At 58.5% G+C, this 22,149-nt stretch carries 24 protein-coding genes; 6 read left to right on the forward strand and 18 right to left on the reverse strand.

Annotated features, from left to right (window positions below; genetic code table 11):
- Window position 1: 1 nt before the first annotated feature.
- The 4 genes from H151_RS0105230 to H151_RS0105245 form a co-directional block, all read right to left on the reverse strand.
- A complete protein-coding gene (locus H151_RS0105230; protein WP_019960592.1) occupies window positions 2-514 on the reverse strand; it encodes a S26 family signal peptidase in 513 nt (170 codons plus the stop codon).
- Window positions 511-969, reverse strand: coding sequence for a DUF2840 domain-containing protein (locus H151_RS0105235; RefSeq protein WP_019960593.1), 459 nt, complete (start codon window positions 967-969; stop codon window positions 511-513). The genes H151_RS0105230 and H151_RS0105235 overlap by 4 nt, the downstream gene beginning before the upstream one ends.
- A gap of 5 nt (window positions 970-974) precedes the next feature.
- The gene (locus H151_RS0105240; protein ID WP_019960594.1) at window positions 975-1,256 is read right to left on the reverse strand and encodes a helix-turn-helix transcriptional regulator; all 282 of its coding nucleotides are present in this window, start codon (window positions 1,254-1,256) and stop codon (window positions 975-977) included.
- 157 nt (window positions 1,257-1,413) lie between these two features.
- The gene (locus H151_RS0105245; protein WP_156823368.1) at window positions 1,414-1,731 is read right to left on the reverse strand and encodes an abortive infection family protein; all 318 of its coding nucleotides are present in this window, start codon (window positions 1,729-1,731) and stop codon (window positions 1,414-1,416) included.
- Between the two features lie 27 nt (window positions 1,732-1,758).
- On the opposite strand from H151_RS0105245, the gene H151_RS0105250 reads away from it, so the two are divergent.
- Window positions 1,759-2,214 (forward strand): hypothetical protein, encoded by a 456-nt coding sequence (locus tag H151_RS0105250; protein WP_019960596.1) that lies wholly within the window; start codon window positions 1,759-1,761, stop codon window positions 2,212-2,214.
- Window positions 2,215-2,317: 103 nt separating this feature from the next.
- On the opposite strand, the gene H151_RS16890 is transcribed toward H151_RS0105250, so the two are convergent.
- The 3 genes from H151_RS16890 to H151_RS0105260 form a co-directional block, all read right to left on the reverse strand.
- Window positions 2,318-2,944: a DUF2285 domain-containing protein gene (locus H151_RS16890; protein ID WP_019960597.1), complete on the reverse strand. Its 627-nt coding sequence runs from the start codon at window positions 2,942-2,944 to the stop codon at window positions 2,318-2,320.
- Window positions 2,865-3,032 carry a transcriptional regulator domain-containing protein gene (locus H151_RS17755; RefSeq protein WP_233354513.1) on the reverse strand — a complete coding sequence of 56 codons (168 nt, stop codon included), beginning with the start codon at window positions 3,030-3,032 and terminating at the stop codon, window positions 2,865-2,867. The genes H151_RS16890 and H151_RS17755 overlap by 80 nt, the downstream gene beginning before the upstream one ends.
- A 135-nt stretch (window positions 3,033-3,167) precedes the next feature.
- Complete coding sequence (locus H151_RS0105260; RefSeq protein WP_019960598.1) at window positions 3,168-3,437, reverse strand: DNA -binding domain-containing protein; 270 nt, start codon at window positions 3,435-3,437, stop codon at window positions 3,168-3,170.
- A gap of 168 nt (window positions 3,438-3,605) precedes the next feature.
- Here H151_RS0105260 and H151_RS0105265 point away from each other — a divergent pair, with 168 nt between their 5' ends.
- Window positions 3,606-3,827, forward strand: coding sequence for a helix-turn-helix domain-containing protein (locus H151_RS0105265; protein ID WP_019960599.1), 222 nt, complete (start codon window positions 3,606-3,608; stop codon window positions 3,825-3,827).
- A gap of 51 nt (window positions 3,828-3,878) precedes the next feature.
- Here the strand turns inward: H151_RS0105265 and H151_RS0105270 are convergent, their stop codons facing one another.
- The 10 genes from H151_RS0105270 to H151_RS0105320 form a co-directional block, all read right to left on the reverse strand.
- Window positions 3,879-4,202, reverse strand: coding sequence for a DUF736 domain-containing protein (locus tag H151_RS0105270; RefSeq protein ID WP_019960600.1), 324 nt, complete (start codon window positions 4,200-4,202; stop codon window positions 3,879-3,881).
- 514 nt (window positions 4,203-4,716) lie between these two features.
- Window positions 4,717-5,205, reverse strand: coding sequence for a hypothetical protein (locus tag H151_RS0105280; RefSeq protein ID WP_019960602.1), 489 nt, complete (start codon window positions 5,203-5,205; stop codon window positions 4,717-4,719).
- 130 nt (window positions 5,206-5,335) lie between these two features.
- The gene (locus tag H151_RS0105285; protein WP_019960603.1) at window positions 5,336-6,277 is read right to left on the reverse strand and encodes a DUF2493 domain-containing protein; all 942 of its coding nucleotides are present in this window, start codon (window positions 6,275-6,277) and stop codon (window positions 5,336-5,338) included.
- A gap of 295 nt (window positions 6,278-6,572) precedes the next feature.
- The gene (locus tag H151_RS0105290) at window positions 6,573-7,655 is read right to left on the reverse strand and encodes a DUF7146 domain-containing protein (protein ID WP_019960604.1); all 1,083 of its coding nucleotides are present in this window, start codon (window positions 7,653-7,655) and stop codon (window positions 6,573-6,575) included.
- Between the two features lie 196 nt (window positions 7,656-7,851).
- Window positions 7,852-9,903 carry a ParB/RepB/Spo0J family partition protein gene (locus H151_RS0105295; protein ID WP_019960605.1) on the reverse strand — a complete coding sequence of 684 codons (2,052 nt, stop codon included), beginning with the start codon at window positions 9,901-9,903 and terminating at the stop codon, window positions 7,852-7,854.
- A gap of 134 nt (window positions 9,904-10,037) precedes the next feature.
- Window positions 10,038-11,231 carry a hypothetical protein gene (locus H151_RS0105300; protein WP_019960606.1) on the reverse strand — a complete coding sequence of 398 codons (1,194 nt, stop codon included), beginning with the start codon at window positions 11,229-11,231 and terminating at the stop codon, window positions 10,038-10,040.
- Between the two features lie 260 nt (window positions 11,232-11,491).
- Complete coding sequence (locus H151_RS15525) at window positions 11,492-13,057, reverse strand: caspase family protein (RefSeq protein ID WP_019960607.1); 1,566 nt, start codon at window positions 13,055-13,057, stop codon at window positions 11,492-11,494.
- Entirely contained in the window at window positions 13,054-13,914 is an 861-nt protein-coding gene (locus H151_RS0105310) for a pPIWI-associating nuclease domain-containing protein (protein ID WP_026353842.1), read from the reverse strand. The genes H151_RS15525 and H151_RS0105310 overlap by 4 nt, the downstream gene beginning before the upstream one ends.
- A 60-nt stretch (window positions 13,915-13,974) precedes the next feature.
- Window positions 13,975-14,586: a hypothetical protein gene (locus tag H151_RS0105315; RefSeq protein ID WP_019960609.1), complete on the reverse strand. Its 612-nt coding sequence runs from the start codon at window positions 14,584-14,586 to the stop codon at window positions 13,975-13,977.
- Window positions 14,583-15,596, reverse strand: a complete 1,014-nt coding sequence (locus H151_RS0105320) for a restriction endonuclease (RefSeq protein WP_040758806.1) — start codon at window positions 15,594-15,596, stop codon at window positions 14,583-14,585. Before H151_RS0105320 ends, H151_RS0105315 begins: the two co-directional genes overlap by 4 nt.
- Window positions 15,597-15,736: 140 nt before the next feature.
- Here H151_RS0105320 and H151_RS0105325 point away from each other — a divergent pair, with 140 nt between their 5' ends.
- From H151_RS0105325 to H151_RS0105340, 4 genes are read left to right on the forward strand one after another with little or no spacing between them, the layout of a single operon-like run.
- The gene (locus H151_RS0105325; RefSeq protein ID WP_233354515.1) at window positions 15,737-16,537 is read left to right on the forward strand and encodes a type IV toxin-antitoxin system AbiEi family antitoxin domain-containing protein; all 801 of its coding nucleotides are present in this window, start codon (window positions 15,737-15,739) and stop codon (window positions 16,535-16,537) included.
- Window positions 16,534-17,412: a nucleotidyl transferase AbiEii/AbiGii toxin family protein gene (locus tag H151_RS0105330; RefSeq protein ID WP_019960612.1), complete on the forward strand. Its 879-nt coding sequence runs from the start codon at window positions 16,534-16,536 to the stop codon at window positions 17,410-17,412. The genes H151_RS0105325 and H151_RS0105330 overlap by 4 nt, the downstream gene beginning before the upstream one ends.
- 49 nt (window positions 17,413-17,461) lie before the next feature.
- Entirely contained in the window at window positions 17,462-19,228 is a 1,767-nt protein-coding gene (locus H151_RS0105335; RefSeq protein WP_019960613.1) for an SIR2 family protein, read from the forward strand.
- Entirely contained in the window at window positions 19,225-20,661 is a 1,437-nt protein-coding gene (locus tag H151_RS0105340) for an argonaute/piwi family protein (RefSeq protein ID WP_019960614.1), read from the forward strand. Before H151_RS0105335 ends, H151_RS0105340 begins: the two co-directional genes overlap by 4 nt.
- Window positions 20,662-20,740: 79 nt before the next feature.
- Here the strand turns inward: H151_RS0105340 and H151_RS0105345 are convergent, their stop codons facing one another.
- The gene (locus H151_RS0105345; RefSeq protein WP_019960615.1) at window positions 20,741-22,066 is read right to left on the reverse strand and encodes a tyrosine-type recombinase/integrase; all 1,326 of its coding nucleotides are present in this window, start codon (window positions 22,064-22,066) and stop codon (window positions 20,741-20,743) included.
- Window positions 22,067-22,149 lie beyond the last annotated feature (83 nt).

Consider the following 22,149-nt stretch of genomic DNA (forward strand, 5'->3'; position numbering starts at 1 on the left):
CTCAGTCCTCCCTGGTCCAGACCGGAACTGCCCGGCCAATGATTGTGTCGGCGTCGAGTGGTCCGAAATACCGCCCGTCGAGGCTGGCCGGTTCGCGCCTATTGAGGAAAAAGACTTCGCCTTCGCGCAGCACCCGACAGCCGCTCCAGACCGGCAATGGACGACCGTTCCGATCAGTCGTCCGTGCCGTCGCCACACGCGCGCCATCGATGGTGATCGTGATGCCGAAACGGCAAAATTCGGCGCCCGGTAGGCCGGCGATCTGCTTCAGCAGGGGTGCGTCACGACCGAGATATCCACGCGCGACGAGCCAGTTCGACAGTTCTTCGGGTGGGCGCACGACGGCGAGGTCACCGACCCGCGGATCGCGCAACGGCGTCACGAAATAGACGCCGACAGGAACGCTTGCCGATGCGTTCCAGATGAGGATCGGATCACTGCGTACGGCCGCCGAAGCGCCGATCAGACAAAGCGCCACACCAGCGAGGAAGAGTGTTCGGCGTGCACGGGTCATGTCTCGATCTCCCGACGTTTGAGCCAGGCGGCATGTCGTGCTTTCGTGTAAGGGCGCGGTGTCAGACCGGCGGTCAGCCGATGATGGACATGTCGCCAATGATCCGGGCAGACCTCCTCAGGCGCGATGTCCAGCGCTTCGATGCGGTCGATGATGGTGAGCACCGCCTCGACCTTCGGCCAACCGGAGATATGCAAAAGGCTCTCGCCACCGGGCGCAACGCAAGGGACGGTCGCGTAGGCCTCGCCGCGACCGACGGCGCGCAGGATATCGATCCGGCTCTCGACCGTGCCATAGTCACTGGCCGTCCAGCGGACGAAGGCAAAGATTGCGCCGGGATCGAATCCGACTGTACGGCGGCTGCGGCTCTGGATCGTTTCCTGGACGATGTGACCGAAGCGAATCCAGCGCTCGACCCGTCCTTCGATCCACAAGAATTCGACGGTGGTGCGCATCCCGCTCACCGGCGCTTGTCGCTATAGGCGGGCGAGACCGCCGCATGGCGCTTGGCGGGCAATACCGTGTCGCCGGTATCGTCCGAGGTCGAGTTCTTCTCGCCCCGGCTGACCCAGGTCTGCAGGTCCTCGACCGAATAGACGACGCGCCCGCCGATCTTGGAATATTTGGGGCCGGTGCCGTAAGTGCGATGTTTCTCCAGGGTGCGGCCGGAAAGACCGAGAAAACGGGCGGCTTCGGGGGTTCTCAAGTAGCGCGGCGGTAGGCCTGCGTTGGGATCGGGCATAGGGTAGCGCCTCCGGTTGCTCTGCCAGGCCGCGACCTGCGGCGGGCTGTCGGAGGCGAGGAAAGCGAAGAAATGCCGTCAGGGGGGATGGCGAAGATGGGACAAGGAAAACGCTACCCCTCAAAGGGCGTATAGGAAGCTGAGGATAGCTTGCTGATCAGAACGGGAAATCGTCGGCTGGATCAGCCGCCGGAGCCTGGCGTTCCGCCTCCAGCCGCTCGATGAAAGCGAGTGAGGCGAGCACACAGTCGATAATGAATTGCGCCTCGGAGACGGTGAGAAGCTCGTTATCGTGCGCGAAGGACCGCTTGTTGCGCGCCTCGTTCAGCCCCTCGAAGAGCTTATGCTGGACACGGAGAGTTGGCAGCGCGAACGCGCTCACAGCGCCTTCATCACGCAGAGCCTTGCCATAAGCGCCGAAAATGGCGTGCAGCGGCGTCTTCGCATCGACGGGCTGCTTGCGCGATGAAAGCAAGTCGCGGAACCGTTTGACACAGTAGGTATGCACGCGGTCGAGCGCGACGTCGGGCTTTTCGGCGACGAGGTCGGCAGCAATCGAAGCGCGGAGCTTGGGAAGTGTCGTGTCGCCGGAAAAGTCCTTGAACGCGTCGTCGAGCTTCAGCGTCGATACGTTCTCCAGCTCGGCGGCAAACTGTTCAAGCCAGGATTTGAGGCGGGCTTCTTCGGCCTCCTTGGTTTCGACATATCCGGAGAGCCCGCACCTATAGGCCCAGAGCGCGCGAAGAACCTGCGCGACGAGCCGCGGCTCTGCGACCTCGACGAAACCCCGCAGCGTCTTGCCCTTGCTCGCGCCCTCAACTTGAAATCACGCCTGAAAGATGTCGAAGCCGAAGCGCTCTTCGAACCATTCGGCCATCGTCCTGTCGGAAAAGTCGAGAACATAGCCGCCACCGCTATGGAATATCTGATCGAAGACTGCGCGCTGGTGGGTAAGTAGACGACGCGTCCGACCGAGTATCTTTACGGCGCTTGAATCGAGGTTTTGAGGAGGCTGTGTCATGGCGAGAACATAACGAAAACTTCGCGATGTTCACAGTTCTCTATCGATGTTTGCCCTGCAAAAGCCGTCGATATCCTTTGTCGATCATCCGGCGCCCGTAGCCGGCGAGGCGCGCGATTTGTGATTTGAGTGCGTGCGTTTTCCACGGTTCTTCCGACACACGCCGCTCGCCGAAAAAGGCGATGGCGATCATGCGGTAGGTCGCACCCTGACGCAGTCCGTCGACGGTTCTGAGTGCATGTTTCAATCGCTGGCGGCGTTGGCGGGTCAGCGGATGTTCAACCGACAGTCCATGGAGATGACGATAGAGTCTGTCGGCGGCTGCGAGATGGACTGTCCAGGCGTCGTCAAAAGGCACGACGACGCCGATGTCGGCGTCAGCCGCGGAGCTTTTGGCGACAAGTTGAGAGCCGTTATCGAGCTTGAGCCAGATGAACTCGGAATCAGTAGCGTGGGCGACGACCGGGAGTTTCCCGATATGCGAGGCCTGATTTCCGAAATGGCGTGCGGGAGCGATCAGATTGACGATCGCCGGCGCATCTGCGGGGTTCCAGAAGACGGGCGCGGTGGGCGGATCACGCGCCGGATCAACCGCGAAATCGAAGGCCCCAAGCGGCGCATGCGCTATCGTCCTGCCTTGCGGCATAATCGGATCGGTAGCTTTCATTCCGTCTCAAACATTCCCAGGCCAGGCCCGAAAGGTCGAGATCGTCAAAATGATCGTAGATACGATTGTCGAGCCAATCCTTGGACATGGCCGTCCTCCTCAAAGACTAGCCCCCGCAGACAGATGACGTTTTTCGCGTTGGATGATTCCGCCGGAAGTTGAGTTTGGCTAGTGATTGGACGCGCATAGGGTGATCCGGTATGCGCATCGCAAGTCCGATAAGCTACGGTAGGCCGTGCTTGAGAATCTCGCGATAGCCCTGTTCGGTCATCCAGCGGGCACGGCTGAGATGACTGTCGTGCACACGCTGGGCACGTTCGGGTTCGGCCGTGGCGTCTATTCCGAACAGCACGGACGACACTTCTTCCAGCGTCGCGCCGGCGCTCTCGGCGTCCAGCAGGCGCATATAGAGTTTCAAGTGATCGCGGTCGTATACCGTCAAAACCGCCTCGTCCGGTGGAGCGTCGGCGATTTGCGTCTGCGTGGTCGTCATGGTTGGTCCTGTCGCACAAGCGTTGATGTTAATGAACTAGAAAGCATATCGCCCGCAACTACCGGTGGGTTGAAATCGCTGATCTCCGACAGGCTGGTGACGTTGGCGCTAGCGTCCGCGTATTATAGTGCGTCGCATCAAAATACGCGATCCGCATTTATCGTGCGGATGGATATCAAGGAAATTTTTGGAAGAAATCTCAGAATTTATCGCACGAAACGCGATCTCAGCCAGGGTGCACTGGCTGCGAAGATGGGCGTCGACCGTGCGCATGTGTCGGCGATGGAGCGGGGCCAGCAAAACGTGACCATCGTCACGCTCTGGCACGTCGCACTGGCGCTCGATGTGAAACCGGCTGCACTGCTGGAAGACGAAGACGAGAAGCAGTAACCCGGAGAAAAGCCCTGCCCGGGTGAACGGGCGGGGCTTGCTGTTGATCGCTCAGTCGCCGTTGCGGCGGTTGGGGCGGGACCAGATGAGGCTGTAGCCTTCGCCGTCTTCGTCGTCGAAGAGGTTGGCATAGATCGGAGCGGTGAAGCTCGGATCGTCCAGCTTGAGGCCGAGATACACGCGGCCCTCGTTCGACTGTTTGGACCAGGCTGCTCCGATTTCGGCGCGACCGACCAGGACGCGGTGGCTGGGAGCGTTCTCGCTGGTCTGGCTCGTCTCCGGGACGATGCGGACGTTCTTGGCCTGGACGTTAAGGGTGACGATTTCGCCGGCGTATTCGTTGCCGGACTTTTTAAAGGTGCCGATGGTAGCCATTTTCAGTTCTCCTTTAGGTTTTCGAGCCCGCGCCCGTCGCGGCCTCGATGGTGATCGCAAGGCCGGGGCGATCCGCCGACGCAGCCGTCAGGCCCGCAACGCCAGTGGAGGACGGCGCGGACGGAAGTTTCTTGTGCCCGCGAGGAATGGGCGCGAGCCCAGGGGAAGAAAGTTCCGGACGCACCGTTGCGGACAAGGCGGTCGAGGCGTCAGCCGATCCCGGCCAGATCAAGCCATGAGAGGCCGTAACGGACGCGGATGACGAGGCGTCGGAGAAGAACTGAAGGCTGCCTGTCGCGACCGGCAAGACCCCGGCACCCATGATCGCGCGAAGACAGGCGCTGTCGAACGATCAGGATCGTTTGCGCCGAGTCGGCGATAGCAGTTGCATGTCGTGAGAACGGACGCGGGACAGAACTAAAACTGGTGACGTACGGTCCGAATGACTGAGCTCGGTCAGTTATCCCGTGAAGCGTCGATGGCTTAGAGCATAGTTTCCCGACCATGCGGCATGTCATCGGTCTCGCACAAGATCTTGTTGGTCGTTGGCCGTGCGGTTTTCACCGCGTTCCGTCGTTGTCGTAGGCGGCGATTCTTCCGGTCCTGACAGCGCCGCAACGCGCACCCATGCGGTGATACCGATGACCAAAGCGCCAATGCTGCCAAAGGCCAGCGACCAGTTCTCGCTCGCGCTACCGATCTCGGATAATCCCCTGATCGCGTGGAAACCGGCGACGCCAGCTGGAATCGCGTAGAACGCATCGATCGCCAGCCTGATCGGAATAGATCGAACCGTGGCGAAGGCGATCTGTCCCAGGATCAGCGTCGCAGCGCCCGACAGGAACGCGGCGATGATGGCCGCGAGGACGCCTGCCTCTCTCTCATAAACATAGAAACCGACCGTCATCGCGACGAAGAAGGGCAGCGCATAGACGGCCAGCGTGAAAAGCACGTAGACGATGGCACCAAGGCCGAGAATGCTCAAGATGGTGGAAAGTAACATGGGCGGTCTCCTTTGAGGATACGCACCTCCACCACCGCCACGGCGCTGTCGCAGCATAGCGAAGTAAGACCCGCGCCGGAATGCGCCGGCGCAGGATCAGGTGATGCGATTGGCGGATCAGGTTGCGAGCTCAAGCCCGCATCTGCTTGCGGAAATCAAAGGCCGTGATGCCGAGCTTCTTCGCCTTGTCGGCAAAATTGTCCTGGATACCGGTGCCAGGAAAGAGGATGACCCCGATAGGCAGGACATTGAGGATCGCATCGTTACGTTTGAACGGGGCGGCCTTGCCGTGACGCGTCCAGTCTGGCTTGAAGGCGACCTGCGGCACCTTGCGGGTTTCGGCCCATTTGGCGGCGATCAGTTCGGCGCCCTTTGGTGAGCCGCCATGCAGCAGCACCATGTCGGTATGTTTGGCGTGGACTTTGTCGAGCGTGTCCCAGATCAGACGGTGATCGTTGAAGTCCAGCCCGCCGGTGAAGGCGATCTTAGGGCCTTGCGGTAGGCAGACTTTGGCATCGGCCCAATTCTTAGCGACCAGAAAATCCCGGCTGTCGATCATCGCCGAGGTGAGGTTGCGATGGTTTACCCGCGATCCCGAACGCGCCGACCAGGGCGAGCCCGTCAGTCGGAGATAGTGCTCGGCGGCGGTGTCGCGATAGACCTCCATGCAATCACGCCGTTCGATCAGCGATTGGCCGATGGTGATCAGGCGTTCAAGTTCCACGGCTTTGACCTCGCTGCCGTCCTGCTCGCGTTGGCCGCACTTTTGCGCCTGCTCGTTATCGTCGAGCTTGCGCTCGATCCGGTCGGTGGCGCGGTGGAATATGTTGACCGTCGACCAGAGAAGTTCGTCGAGGTCGTGATCGAGCATCGTGTCGGCCATGGTGGCGACGAGAGCATCGAAGATGTCGGCGACGGCACCCTCGATCTGGCGGTCTTCTGGCACCTCGCGCGGGTCGGGTTCACCCTCGGGCGGACGATGGCCGAAGAGCTGGAGTTCGTTGCAGATCGTGTCGGTCGGCGATGTGCCGTGATGCGGTTTGCCATCAATGTCGTCGGGATCGGTGAACATGGTGTGCTCCTTGGTCGGGGGACCGCGACCGCCGCGGCCTTCGTGGCGACGAAAGACGGCGGACGGGACGGACCTGCACCCGGAGCGTGAGCGCAGGGCCGAAGCGTCAGCGGAGGATGGCGGAGCCCGGTTCTTTTGCTTCGCGATGGAACGGCCCGCAGGGCTGACGGAAAAGAACCGAGCGCAGCCATTGCCGGACCGGCCCGCTTGCCGTTCTGTCGTCCTCTCGAAGAAGGCCGAGGTCGAGGCTCTCTCCGGCGGGACGGCATGCCCAATCCGATCTCGTCGACGATGCTCAGCCTCGCAGCGCCTCTCTCCCGGCTGATCCCGCCGCAAACAGGAAGCGGTCGACATCCTCCGGCGCGATCTGCACACGCACGTTCTGCCGCAGCACGTCGATGCCGCGCCGTCGCAGATCCTCGTTGAAGTCGCCGAGGAGGGGTGACAGCGGGATTGCCTCGATGCCGACTGCGCTCGCCCGATCGACTAGGCTCTCCATCGCGCCCGTGCCGGCCGGATCGTCGTCGCAAGCGATATAAAGTCGGCGCAGGGTGTCGGGGAACAGGATCGCGGCGAGATGAGCGGCTGAGAGCGCGGCCGCCATCGGCATATTCGGCAAGACGAGCTTCAGCGACTGCACGGTCTCGATACCTTCGCCCGCCGCCATGATGTCGCGCGCAACCCCGAAGCGGACCGCATGGCCGAGCAGATGGCCTATCGCGCGGCGCGGCGTGTCGATCGGCGCTTTACCGAGCGTCGCCTCGGAGAATCCGTTCGGATCGAGCCAGGTTCGATGCGCGCCGGTGATCGTCCCGTCGAGATCGGTCACCGCAGCGATCAATGCGGGCCAGGCCTCGGTGGGACTATGCTCGTTGGGCCGATAGTAGCAGCTTGGATGGAATCTCAGGCTGCTGGTCTCGTGTAGTGCCGTAATTCCGCGTTCCCGCAGATACGCTTCGGCGAGAGTGCCCGAAATGGGCTTTGCCATGGCGAACAGCCGCCGGGCCGCCTCGGGCGAGCCGGTCGACGCCGGCGCGGATTGGCGTTTCGCGGTATAGTCAGGTTCGGGCTGCGGCAGGCTGAGGAAGCGTCGTGCCTCGGTCGCCACGTCGGCAAAGTCGATCAGCCCACAGCTTTCCTGGATGATGTCAAGCAGGTCGCCATGCTCGCCGGTGGCGGCGTCGGTCCACTTACCCGCCGCACCTTTGCCCGAGTCCGGACCCTTGAGCCGAACATACATCGACCGGCCGGGCGTGTTCCGCACATCGCCGATCATCCAGTAGCGCCCTTCACGGCGACCGTTGTCGAGATAGTACCGGCAGACCGCCTCGGCATTGCGTGCGAGACGATGCGCCAGGTCTGATACTTTGTTTGCCATGCAAGCCTCTTCATCTCATCGCCACGAAAAAGGGCCCGCCGTTTCCGACGAGCCCTTCGGTTGCGAGGAAACCAGGGGGATGTGCTCTCTCGCGACACGGCCGCAGTGGGGAAGGCTTCCGCGGCCCGTCCATATTGAGCTGACAACGGCGTTTCGGCCATCGACCGGCAGCCGCCGTGCGCCAGTCTTTGTACGATCACTCGGCAGCTTCGAGGGCCGTCTGATGTTCGCTCGGTTCGCTTTCATCGCCGTGCGCCGACAAGTTCTCGTCGACGATCTCGAACTCCGGTTCATCGGGCTGCTCGATCAGCGGCGGCGTGCGCAACGGCTCAGGCAGCCAGCCCGTACCCGCCAGCAGTTCCTCGGCGGCTTCGACCATGTCGGGCTTCTTGAACCCGGCCATCCGGTCGGCGTCCTTGTCGCCCTTCGCTTCGCGCACCGCGGCGGCGATCTGCGCCTTGGTCACGCGCCCGAGATAGCTCTGAGCGGTCGGCAACCAGCCTGCCTTCGCCATGTCGAGGCCCAGCGTCGCGGCCAGCACGTCCGCATGGGCGATCTGGCGCGGCTTGCGATAGTGCGGTTCTTGCACCGCATTGACCGTCATCGCCACGCAGTGCGCGAAGAGTGCGTCCCGGCTGTCGCTGTCCCATTCGGTGAGCGCATCCCAAAGCTCTCCGGGTTCCTTCGGCAGGTTGCTCGTCCAAGTCTCGATACCGAGATCGATCGACTGCACGTAGGGCATCTCTGCGAGACCTTCAGCTTGCGCTCCGAACTGCATACTCTTCGGTGTGATCTCGATGCAGCTGTCCTGGCCGTAATGGTAGAAGAGCTGCAGCACCATCGCGTGCAGGCAGGCGAGCATCGCCAGTTGCGGATCATTGGCCAACGCGTTGCGCAGCGCCATCGTGCGGTGGACGGTCAGATCGCAGACAAGACGATCCGACAGCGGCTTGGTGCTGTCATCGTCCTCTTCCGCATCCAGATCGGTGGCTTGGCCAATGCCATTTACGGCTTCATCATCCGTGTTCGGATGGACTTGATCGCCTTCGGAACCGTCGTCGCACTCAATAGCGGGTTCGTCCTGGGGCCGGACATAGCCGCGCTCGACGCGCAGACGACCAGAGCCGTCGATACTGACGAAGGCGCCCGCGATGGCGTAGTCCTCCGGCTCGAACCGGATCGGACGATTCTGGAGAGCTTCCATGGCCGTCTCGATCTCGCCGAGCCGTTCGTCGACCTCTTCGGGAAGCTCGTCTGCTTCGGCATACTCTTCTTCGAGTTTGTCATATTCGGCCTTGAGTGCGGCGTAGGTCGCGTCTTCCTCATCGCTCATGCGCTCGGCTTCGCCGCGAATGCGCCGCAGATCGTAGATGTGGCCGTAGGGAAAGTCGGTCGCGACCTCGATCCAGTGCCAGCCTTCGGTGCGAATGGCTTCGGCTTCTTCGTTCAGCTTCTCGGCGACCATGGTCTCGAGCAGGGCGGCATCCTGCAGCCAGCCGCCATCATCGGTCTGGAAGAGGTCGCGTAGCACCTCACCACCCGCTTCGACGTAATTGTCGACCCCGACAAATTGCGCCCGCCGGTCCGAAGCGCGGACGGCGCCTTCGGTCAGCATGCGTCGGATTTCATAAGGCTGCTTCGAATAGTGCTGCTTGAGCGCCTCCCAGACCTGTTCCTGGCGCTCGTGGTCGGGATTGACCGTGAAGGCCATGAGCTGGTCGAGGGTCATCTCCTCTTGCGTATAGGCCTCCAGCAGTGTCGTCGAGACGGCGGCCAGCTTGAGGCGCTGTTTGACGACATTGACCGACACGAAGAAGGCCGCGGCGATCTCTTCCTCGGACTTGCCCTTCTCGCGCATGGCTTGGAAGGCGCGAAACTGGTCGAGCGGATGCAGCGGCGCGCGCTGGATATTCTCGGCGAGGCTGTCCTCTTCCGCCAGACCATCGATGCGCACGATGCAGGGCACCGGCGCCGTCTTGTTGAGGCGACGCTGCTTCACGAGAAGTTCGAGCGCGCGGTAGCGTCGCCCGCCGGCCGGGATTTCGAACATGCCGGTTTCCACGCCGTCGTCGTCGAGGACCGGCCGGACCGTGATCGAGGACAGGAGCGTGCGCCGGGCGATGTCCTCGGCGAGCTCTTCGATCGAGACGCCGGCCTTGACCTTCCGGACGTTGGACTGGCTGAGCACGAGCTTGTTGAAGGGGATGTCGCGCGAGGCGCTGAGGGTGATCTTCTTGGACTTTGTCATGGGATTTCTCCGCGACGGGCGGTCACGAGGCTCTCTCTGACCTCCAGACCCGTCACGAAAACCACGGCCCACCTCTTCCTCTTGAAGGAGATGGACCGTGGACGGAGGGTTGGGAAAAAGCGGAACGGCAACGCCTAGGCGGCGGCCTCCAGCAGCTTCTTGGCACGGGTCTCCATGGTGAGCCGCGCATCCTGCTGGTGCTTCGAGCGGGCGACAGCGGTAATGCCCTGGACGAAGTCGAAGATGCTCTCGGGCGGGCGGCCTTCCTCGGCGAGGACCGTCTCGACGATCTTGTCGGTTTCCGCCTTCGAGAAGCCGCGCTTTCTCAGGAAGTCGGTGCGGTCCTCATCGCTGTGCGCGACGATCCGTTCGCGTGCGGAGCGAATGCCCTGAATAAAGGGTTGCGGCGAGGAATCGGCAAAGTTCGCCAGCGCCGGTGCCGCCTCGTGCGCGAACCGGTTGGCGGCGTATTTCGAATGCCGGATGGTAATCCCCTGGAAGTCTTCGACGCCCCAGAGATTTCGGTTCTGACAGACGGCGCGGAGATAGAAGCTCGCGATGCCCAGCGTTTTCGCACCCACTTCCGAGTTCCAACAATAGAACCCTCGGAAGAAGAGATCGGGTGAGCCGTCGGGTAGCGTACCGGCCTCGATCGGATTCAGGTCGTCGACCAGGAAGAGGAAGACGTCGCGGTCTGAGGCGTAGAGTGTGGTCGTGTCCTTGGTGACGTCGACCATCGGGTTGTAGACGCCGCTAGACCAGTCGAGCACACCCGGCACCTTCCAGCGCGTGTCGCCAATGCCGTCGCCTGCGATACGCTGCACGGCGGAGACCAGTTCATGGTCGTAGATGCGGCCATAGTTCGGGCCGGTCACGGCGCGCAGTTCCATGCGTCCGTTCGCGACTTCCATCGTCTTGACCTGCTCAGCGCGGTGATTGGTGAGACCGTATTGCAGGTTGATACCGGCGAGCGGTGCCGGGAGTTGACGCATATAGGCCGCCGGTGAGCCCACGAGGCTCGCAAGTTGGCCGAAGCTCCAATGGGTCGGCGCGACCAGCGCCTCGGCGTCGGGCAGGACGAGCGCGAGCTTCTCCGGATCGTCGCGATGGGCTTCGACACGGATCGCCGCGCTCTCGACCGTCCGCGCCTTGCTCCGAGCGGCACGGCCCTTCACCGAGGCGTAAAGGTCCGAGAGGGAGAGATACTTCTCGTCGTCGGGCCGGGAAAACCATTCGGACGACACGCGCCCATTATGCCCGCCGCGGGACACATCCACCTTGTAGCCGCCGCTCTCGGGGCGGCCGTTCATGATCTCAATCGCTGTCATGGCTGTTCTCCAGGACGGGCGGTCCGAGAGCCTCTCTCTCGACCTCCAAACCCGTCACGGCGACAGCCACACCTCTCTTACTCTACAGGGGGCGTTGCGGGGTCTCCCCGCAGAAGGGGTCGGGCGAGACTACAGGCTCGACCGCAGGGGAAGGCTTTCCCCTCATGGTTAAATCCAGCTTGCGTCAAGACCCTCCAAAGGCAGGCCGACAGATAGGTCAAAGCGACGGAAGCCTGGGTCATCGCTGGCTTTTTTGTCCCTCAAACACGCTGCGAGTCGTCCAAAAGATACTTGATTGGTTTTTGAGGAGCGCCAAGTGCGATTGGGGTTGCCAACTCCAATATGTCCAGGAAACTGGTCTTGCGCTCTGCGCATATACTTATCTGCCCGCGAGCAAGGTCGAACTCTAATCGACCTTTCTCCGGAAAATAGTACGTTGCCTGTTGCTTCCGCTCCGATTCATCTAGCGTTCCGCCATATTCCAGTTCAACGTCCTCAAGACGTCGAACAACGGAATCAAAATCTGGACCGCGTCCGCGAATACGGCAGACAACACGATCAAATTTGATGCCAAAAATTTCGTCGATGTTCTCGAGGTTTTTCTCAGAGCCGTTGCGCACTGACAAACAGCGTATGATTTGAATCTCCGCGGGGTCGTCAGGTGTTTGCCTAACTTCAATCCAATATCGGAAATGTTCGGTGTCCAATGTGTCGTCACCGGTTCCTATGTCATCCCGCCGCAACCGGAAGACGCGTTTCGCCTCTTTGTAATAATCCTCGATTTCCTCGGCGATCTCTTCGTCAAGCAGGCCGCGTGCAAATTCTGCGCTGCTCGCATTCACGTTGTCGGGCACGAAGTGTCCCTTTGCGCGAGAGAAACCCGGCAGTCTGTTATAAGCGCGCGTTTCTATATGGCTGAAAAATATGGCGTCCGGCTTGAACGATAAGCCCGTAAAGTCATTTTCGGGCGGAACCGGTTCCTCTTCCTCTCTTACCTGGCATATCGCGAAGCGGTTTGTTGCTGACGTGCGTGCGAGTGGGATCTGCTGTGCCGCTATAGACATGTTTTTCGTTATGTACCGGCGGACCGATGTGCCGAGATAATCTCTGAGCGAAGCGTCGGTAATGACTGAATACGCATCAATCGCGTCTGGCGCCTTGCCGCTTAGCGCATGCACGAGGTGGTACGACCAAACGCCGTGACCAAGCCCGGCATGGCTGTAGGACTTTTGTCCTGGCGTGCAGGACAGGAATACACCCACATATTGGTCAACTTTCACGAAATCCTTGAACTCGGTCTCGCTCATAATCGAAACCACGCTGCGGCTGCTAAACTGTTCTTCAAGATCCTCAGCGCAGGCATCAATGAATGCAAGGAGCCGGTGGCATTCGCTCTTCTCAACGGGATCAAAAAGTAGGTCGCGCAGATTCAGGCACGTTGCGGACAAATTGTGACCGTTGCTATCCCAGACGGTGATCAGGTTTGAGATTCCATTGTGGAAGCCGTGTCCAACATAATAGAAAATCAATAGGTCGTCTGGTCCTGTCGCGTGGATCGCCTCCTTTACACCATCTCGCACGCTCATGTTCGTTGCCATGCTATCGATCAACTCGATGCGGTGTATGTCGTTGTCGGGAAACATTTGATCGAGGGCCGCAGAGAAAGCGTCGGCGTCGGCCTTGGCATAATCGACACCAGGGATCTGGCCGGTTTTTCGCGGCTGATACTCTTCAATGGCAATAATGACGGCTGTCACGTGTCCATCGTTCGAGAGAAGGCTTGACGGCTCTTCTGAAACATCTGTTTTTTTGGGTATCTTGGTCATTCGAAGAAGCTGCTATTGTCTACTTGGAGAGTGACATCATTGGGCTGTATCTCCATCGGTTTCGCCGGATTAGATAAGATCACCGCGTGGTATGGATAGGAGTCGTCCTGGCGAAATCCGATGTCGTTTCGCACATCAGAGTTGGAGCCATATTGCAATTCGACCTCAACCTGCCCGGTGATGGCGTATTCGATTTTGGTTGCCGTCAGGGACTTCACTTCGACGGTGTCAATGTAGTGCCCGTCAACTGTTGTGTGTGTCGATAGCTCATCGAGTTCCTGGATAGTCTCTGAGATTAGGTTCTCGAAGAGGGCGTTGTGCATAACACCGGCGGTCGCGCGAACAATCTCCTCCCGCCCGGCTGCAGCGGCATGAAGAAGGTCGAGCAGGCTCTCAAATACCTCATGGATCATTTGGCGGACAACAGATCCCTTGCGTACGATTGTTTCGGAGCGAACATGAGTGGATTTGTTCAGCGCTTCGAAGGCGTCCAAAAGTGGTTTCGTGAAGTCTGTCATCTCAAGCTTGAGCACATCTTTGACGAAATCCTCCGGAAGCCCTGCATGGACGATGTAATGTGCCTTTTGACGTCGAGTGACGGTCTTGGTGTCTTTGGCTTGGACAAACCAAACACACTCTCGCACGGCGTCGTCCGGCGCGAGACTATGCAGAATGTGGCCGGTGACTTCGCGTAGCCCGCTCGCGACTAGGTTTCCTCTGATCGGATTTTTCTTGTCTCGGGCGACCCGCATGACTCCTTTGATGAGCTTCATTAAAAACCCATCGTCCGGGAAAAATCCCACTAGGTCGGCTTGCAATTCCGCGATGTCGTTCCAATCAGTTTTTTGCTTAGCCAATTTAGTTGCGTCTCTTTCGATCAAGTTTATGGGTGCCGCTTCTGAACTCTTGATGATTTATCAGTATTTCTCGAAACTGGGATTGTAAAACTGGTCAGCAAACTCGCCCAGTATTGAGCGAGCTTCTCTTACAGCACTTTGAGCGAGCGGGCTGGCGATGTCGTCTAGTGATCGATCAGTCGTCGCAATTGCCCCGATGACCCGTAGCAATGTGGCGAAGGACTCTCGAATTAAATCAAGGATGTATGGCTCACACCACAAGTCACCATATTCCCGTTTTCGCAGTTCGCCGTGCCATCTTGGATTTCGGCTGAACACCAGAGACTTTTCCATTTTGAATGAGACGCCGTGTGCGATGTTGTGACGAATGATGAACCCGGAACGTGTCGCCTTCGACCAAGTTTGCAGAAAGGTGCGAACATCGTCTTCAGGCACAGTTTCAGCGTACTTTTCCAACATCGAAATCAAGTTGGTTATCGGTTTTGAGTCTGTTTTTGGACGAATCCCCTTTGGTTCAATTTTCTCTAAGATCCAGATCGCACGCTCAAGGTGGTGTTCAATGTTTCCAGCATGAACGATGATAGAGGCGACCTTTGGCGCGGTGACCTCGTCCAGACCAAGCGTTTTGTCCATCAGGGACGCTCGGCCATACTGCTTGGTAGGTTGCTTCATGACTTTGTTGCGCTTCGAGGTGTTGGGTTACCGCCGGGCTTCGGGACGAAGTCGGGCCAGGTATGCGGTTGTTGATGGAGGATGATGTGTACGACCTTCTGTTCTAAGGCGCGTTCTAGAGCGCGCCGGAAATTGGTCATGTTGCTGACGACCGCGTCGCGTCTAATGGCATGGCGCCAGTTGATTGCTTCGCCTTGCGGTAAGGTCCAATGCAGGAGGTGTGTCAGCGCCATGTGGCCGAACATCATGCCGTCATCAGTACCGGCGACGAAGCGAAGGTCGATGTGTGTGTCGCTGTGGGATTGCTGTTCGGATAGATCCCACGTTGTGAAAAGCGTCGTGACGTCCGGGTCTAGATTATCCGCTGTCTCTCCGCCGGAGATCATAAAGCCCACCTCGTCGATCCTCATTTTCCATTGCTCAGTTACAGTACCTTCGGATTCCTCTCGGTCGACGAGTGCTTCTTTTTTGCAGCGGAAACGCAGACCCGCACCGGAGGCGATCTTGTAAGCGACGTCGCCTGCAAGGACACCGAGTAGGTTCTCTTTCATGGCGTCGCCGAACGTGATGTTGAAGTTTGTCTGAGCCTTGGTGAGGTGCTGGATTTCGAAGAGCACCCAGATGCCGTGGTGTTTCCAGGCGATGAGTAGGGGCATCTTGACGAGCTGCGCGTATGCGCGGAGCCGATCAAGATATCGCGGGGTAAAGGAAAGCGTTTGCTTCGTCTTTGACTTCACTTCGATGAGGACGGGGCCAGAATGTTCAAACTCGGCCAACAAGTCGGGAACTTGATAGAGGTCGCGCGAGCTTGATGGCGCTTGATGCTGGTCGAGCTTATGAAGGAGACGCGCCTTGCCGAGCCAGCTGCAGATGGCCGTAAACTCGTCTTCGGCGGGCAGGCCTTGGTCTAGCCGCTTGACCTTGTCAGCGACTTTCTTCGGGTCGTCATCCCAGCCAAGCTCTGAGAGAACCTCTTGAATCAACCGATCGCTATCGTCTGTCTCCGTCATACACGCACCTAGAATCATATTCATAAATCCGCTTTGAATGCGGAATTAGCCATATTGAGCTTGCCCAAACGGTAATATCATAATAGAAAATCGGTGTGTAGAGCGGATTTTGGAATATGATACCTCAGCGCACCTCTAGTTTGGCGACCTATGTTGAAGAGCTCGCATCCAGCGGTCGAACCTGTTTCACCCGCGAGAACGCAGTAGAGGCGTTAGGGGTTAGCCATGGAGCGTTTCTCGATGCGGCCGCGCGCCTCAAAAAGCGGGGTCACATCTTCGCGCCGCGCCGAGGTTTCTACGTCATTACGCCCACACGGTATTTGAAGTGGGGTGCACCGCCACCAACCTGGTACATCGATGCTATGATGAAGGATGCGGGGCGACCTTACTATGTGGCGCTCCTGAAAGCCGCGGAGCTCCATGGGGCAGCTCATCAAGCGGTCATGGAGTTCCAGGTCGTCACCGACCGGCAGTGGAAACCCATCCGGGCCGGACGTTCAAAACTCGCCTTCTATTTCCGCAAGGACATTGAACGGGTCGGACAAGGCGTCGAGCAACGAAAGACCGACACGGGTTCGATGCGGGTGTCGTCGCCAGCGCTCACCGCGTTGGATTTGATACGCTATCCGCATGCGAGCGGTGGTGTTGATCATGCGGCAAGCGTTCTCAATGAGCTTGCCGCCCATATTGACCCGCTGCAGTTTGATGCACTGGCGCCGAGCTTTGAGCGGTCTGTCGTCCAACGCCTCGGTTATATTCTCGAGTATCTGGGACATGACGAGATTGCATCCTGCTTGGAGAAGCATATCCGGAACGGCAATGTGCCATGGGTCGAGCTTGATCCTGGAGAAGCAAATGCAATCACCGCCTACGATGAGCAAGAGCGAAACGCACGCTGGCACATCATTGTCCGCCGCCCAATTGAGGTTGATGAACAATGATCCCCGAAACCAACATCACAGCTTGGAGCTTGATCGCGCCATGGGCCGAACCGAGGCAAGTCGAGCAGGATCTGATTATCTCTCGCGCGCTCGTCGAGATCTTCAATCATGATCTTCTGGGAACTGAACTGAGGTTCCGAGGGGGCACAGCCCTCAACAAGATCATCTTCCCGGAGCCGTTGCGCTATTCGGAGGATATTGATCTCGTCCGCACAACGGCAGGACCAATCGGCCCCATCCTTGATGCCATGCGAGACGTGTTGGAGCCTTGGTTGGGACAAGCGAATTTTGCGTCGAGCCAGGTCGCGCCGAAGCTGCGTTTTCGCGTTCCGGCTGAGGATGATCCCGAAGCGCAGATCCGGTTAAAGGTAGAGATCAACATCGCTGAGATCGACGCTTTCGACCCGCCGGTTTCGATCCCATACGCTGTCGAGAACCCGTGGTTCACAGGAAACACGACCATCGCATCCTTCTCCCCGGAAGAACTGCTGTCGACAAAACTGCGTGCCTTGTTGCAACGCGACAAAGGGCGCGATCTTTTTGATCTCGACCATGCGTTAGATGCGCTTCCCGAACTCAATCTCGATCGGGTTGTTGAGTTGTTTGTCCGATATCTTGACCAACAGGGTCAGGCTATCTCGCGGGCAGAGGCTGAGCAGCGGATGCTGGCGAAGTTCGCACGCCCGGATTTGCTCGGGGATATTCGCGCATTGCTGACCCCTGATCGTGCAGAATCGCTGGATGCCGCTGCCGGTCGAGCAGCGTTTCTCAGGGTATTCACAAATGTGATTGCTTTAATCCCCGGGGATAGGTGGGCACGTACTGATGAACTGGCTGAGACCTTGGGTTTGCTTGAAATCAGTGGGGTGAACTGATGTCCGTGCGTGTCTATGTTTGCTTCGATATTGTATTAGGCAGGATATTATGAACCAAGCTGAGTTTGCGCGAATATTTTGCGAGCGCCCCGAAAGCTTCGCATGGTTTCTTGGGGCGGGCGCGTCGCGTAATGCGAATCTTCCGACTGCGGAAGATATCATCACAGACTTGAAGCGACGGTATTATTGCAGTGAAGAAAACCAAAACTTCTCAACAAAAGATCTACAGAACGACGCGGTAAGGGCGCAAATTGAAGGCTATTTGCGTTCACGCGGATTTCCAGAGCGCTGGTCTTCCGAAGAATACACGACATATTTTGAGACGATTTTCGGCGAAGATCGCGAGCGTCAGCGGAACTATATCTCTAGTATTCTGTCAGAAGACCGTGTCAGGTTAGCAGTAGGAAACCGCGTTTTTGGCGCTTTGTTGGCGGGCGGATTGTGCCGCATGGCGTTCACGACCAATTTTGACCCGGTTGTCGAAAAGGCCGTTGCGGAAATATCCGGGAAGCCTTTGTCAGCCTATCACCTTGAGGGCGCTCACAACGTTGTATCGGCGCTCAACAACGAGCAGTTCCCTATCTACTGCAAACTGCATGGAGATTTTCAGTACGACAGCATCAAAAATCTGTCGTCAGATTTGGCAACACAGAACGCTCAGCTGTCCCAATGCATGACAATGGCGGGGGCGCGGTTCGGCTTTGTGGTCGCCGGATACTCTGGCCGAGACGAGAGCGTGATGGCTCTGTTCGACGCCATATTGAAAGCACCCAACCCGTTTCCACACGGACTCTACTGGATGAAGATGCGGGGCTCGACGCCGATTGACAGCGTCGCATCGCTTATGGAGAGCGCGAAGGCTGCCGGGGTTCGCGCAGAGTTCGTGGACATTGAGACTTACGACACAGTTATGCTTCGGTTGTGGCGCAATCTTCCCAATCAGCCAGATGGCATGGATGCGAAGGTACGAAAAGGGCGAGCGGGGATTGTTCAAATCTCGGTGCCGGAACCGAAGGGTGGTAAGCCACTTCTGCGGTTCAATGGTCTGCCAATGACCAAAGTCCCAACGACATGCGCCGAGGTAAAGTCAAAGACCGCCTCAAACTGGGAAGCGATTGCAGACTTAAAGCGAAAGCCGGAAACAAGTGCGGTTCTCACATTTGATGGCAAGGCCCTGGCCTGGGGTGGGCAGCAGGACATAGAAGACACATTTGGTGCAGACTTTCTTGAGAAGAGTGAAGTAACGTTCGATCCCGACTGGCGAGCGGGCTCACGGCTTCACATTAAGAACTTTCTCGAAGAGGGACTGGCGCGGGCGATCTGCCGGGTGCGGCCGCTCCTTCAGCGGCGGCAGGGGTCGGGGGTCTCTTTGATCGTTGATCATAAAGCGCTGGATGTTGGCATCCTGGAGGATTTGCACCGCGAGACCGGCAAGGTGACCGGATCCGTGCCGGGTCTGTCCCTACCGGCTACTGAGGAGCATGAGGCAGTTCACCAAGTTCACTTCGCTGAGGCGGTGCATATGTCGCTTGGCTATGCGGACAATCGGCTTTGGCTGCTTCTGAAACCTGATGTCTGGATATGGCCAAGATTTGCGCGGCAGCATGCAACGAACTTTTTGGACAAGCGTAAGGCTGACCGACGCAATGACAAACATGATCGGTTGCTTTCGGCTTGGATCGGAATCCTATCGGACCATGCGGGCAGAGATGTCGAAGTGACCTTCTCGCCGTTTGATGGCGATACGGGATTTGCAAACCCAGTATTCGGATTCTCGACGCAGACAGGTTTTGCGATGAAGAGGGGCAGGACATGACTGATGCGCTTCCGGCATATTCAATCGCTCCAGAACCAGAGCTAATTTTTCATGGTGGTCGGACGGACCGGCACCCTCTGCGCGGTCTCATAAATCACGGCCCCTTCAGTCTCAGGTTCGGGGCACCTTCGGTGGTTCGGTTCGCTGTTGTTGCTCCACAAGCCGACTTAGCGCGGATCGATGGGTTGGTCCGGGAACTGGGCTCACCGGCGAAGCCGAAAGAGGCGCCGGCCTATTATCCTGAGTATCCAGGCTTCGAAGAGCTCATGCGCACGCCGATTGCTGATGTTGATGACGCGATGCGTTTTGCGCTGCCCGATGAGTTGGATCAGCTTGCGGCTGCGCGCGATAAGATGGGCTTGGCGCGGGCTTTGTTGAACGAGGTGATCAAGCTCCGTGCAGATCGTCAAAGGTTTGATGTCGCGCTAGTTTACTTGCCACGCGCTTGGAGCGATTGTTTTGAGGGTGAAAGCTTCAACCTTCATCACTTCATCAAAGCTTATTGCGCGCCGACCGGTATTCCGATCCAGATATTGAATCAGGAAAGCTTCGATCGATCGTGCAGGGCCAATGTGATGTGGGGTTTGTCTGTTGCGCTATTTGCCAAAGCCCGTGGCGAGCCTTGGAAACTGACGGGGCTTGATCCCCAGGAAGCCTTTATTGGCATCAGCTACGCGACACGCCGAAAAAATGACGGCAGCGGCCAAGAATACACGACCTGTTGCAGCCAGGTGTTTGATCCTGATGGAACGGGATTTCAGTTTGTGGCCTACGATGCCAAGGAGTTCACTGAGGATCGCCGTCACAATCCGTATCTTTCGTATTTCGAGATGCAGTCGGTTCTGGCGAAGAGCCTGCATGTCTATCAATCGGGCCATGTCGGTCGGACGCCCAAGAAAATTACGATCCACAAAAACACCGAATTCAAAGAGGAGGAGATTGAAGCGGCGCTCGATAGCTTCAATGAGGGTACGGAGGTCGAACTGGTGCAGATCGTCCAATCTACCGATTGGACGGGTTTACGATATACTCCTGGAAAGCCGGCACAGTACGGCAATCCTGCTGAGAAGCCCAAGCCCTACAATTACCCAGTCGAACGGGGCACTTACGTGCCAGTCTCGTCGTCTGAGGCCCTCGCTTGGTCGCAAGGTAGTGTTCTAGGCGTTCAACTGCAAAATTCACGCTACAACGTCTACAAGGAGGGTGCTCTCAAACCAACGCCGTCGCCACTCTTGCTGCGCCGCTTCTCTGGAGATGGCGGCTGGCATGAAACTGTCAGCGGTATCCTCGCGCTGACCAAAATGGATTGGAACAACAATACACTCTATAAGAAACTGCCGGTGACGATGGTGTATTCGGGCCGTTTCGCAGAGATCATTCAGCAAAACCCTGAGCTTGTCGACCAAGTGTTCGATTTCCGGTGCTTCATGTGAAGCCGTCAGATTTGGCGGTTAGTGCAATATTAGCTGTCAAATATGATGGCTAGCGCCCATAAGCAGCGCCTGCGAGCTCTCACTGCGTTAATGGTTTCGCTTCGATCAGCATGTCGTTGATTGCGCTCCGTCGTGTCTGTCGATCAAGCGTGTATGTGTTTCGCCTGAATTCCACCCCTTCGAGAAGCGCCTTCACGTAGCCCGACACAGTGTCGGCGGCCATGATCAAGGTCGAGTCCAGCGTGTGGACGTACTTGCTCGTGACCGAGCCTTTGGCGTGCCCTATGAGCGCGGCAATGGTGATTTCGGTGAAGCCAAGATCGTTAGCGATGCTTGCGAAGCTGTGCCGCAGAACGTGGGGCGTCACATCCCAAAGCGGCGTGTCGGTGAAGAGCTTCTTCCAGCTCTGGGGGAAGTTTCCGACGGCGTTGTCCTCGCCCTGGCCGGGAAAGACGAACGTCCCATCCCGTTGAAGGCGGGCGGCTTCAAGATAATCGATGACCGGAAGACCGACGGGGCGAACAGATGCGCCTTCCTTGCTGTCCTTCATTCGAAGGCAGCTGCCCTCGATATCAACTTCACTCCACCGCAGACCGATGATTTCGCCACGCCTGCAGCCGGTCAAAGCGATGAGGCGGAGGATCTCTGCGTGGATTCCATAATGGCTGTCATTCTGGACTTCCTTTAGGATGCCGCCCAGCGTCCGGTACTCGGCTTCGCTCAGGCGCCTGTCACGCACCTTGTATCGCGGCTTCTTCAGGCCGTGCGTCGGGTTCTGATCGATGATCCCCGCCTCGATCCCGTAGGTGAAGATGCCGCCGAGAAGGCCCATGGTGCGGATGGCCGTGCCGCGGCCGCCGCGCACGATCGCCTTGCCGCGCAGTTTCTCGGTTTTCATCACGACACGCGTCTTCCCGGCAATGATATCCTTCATGAGGTTGTTCATGTCGGGCTTTGTGATGTCCTTTATCCTCCGCGTACCGAGCAAAGGGATGATGTGCCGGCGGATACGGCCGACATCGGTCGCGACCGTGGTGGCCTTCTTGGGGCGGCCACCTTTCCCGAGAACGAGACCTGCTTCCATATCGGCGATGTACTGCTCGCACAGTTCCCGAACGGTCACCGCGCGACGCTCTTCCTCCCGCTCGGCTGCGGGATCATCGCCCTGGGCGACGTCACCCAATCGGACTTTCGCCTCGCGGCGGGCAGTTTCCGGGGTCCACACTCCGTGCAACCCGATCGCATAGCGGCGTGACCGTCCTCGAGCGCGATACTGAATGACGTAGCTTCGCTTGCCTGACGGAAAGACCCGAAGTCCAAAGCCGGGCAGTTCATCGTCCCAGATGATGTAGTCCTTGGTCTGCGGCTCGGCGCCGTCTACGGTTCGTTTCGTGATCTTCGCCATCGTCTCGGTCCCTGTCGGACCCGGATTTCGCGTAAGCACCACGTAAGCACTTGGGAGCAAATTCCGGGGTTGTCGCGGGATAG

Origin of the sequence: Woodsholea maritima DSM 17123 (assembly GCF_000382325.1) — a bacterium.
In the GTDB taxonomy this organism is placed as follows: Bacteria; Pseudomonadota; Alphaproteobacteria; order Caulobacterales; family Maricaulaceae; genus Woodsholea; species Woodsholea maritima.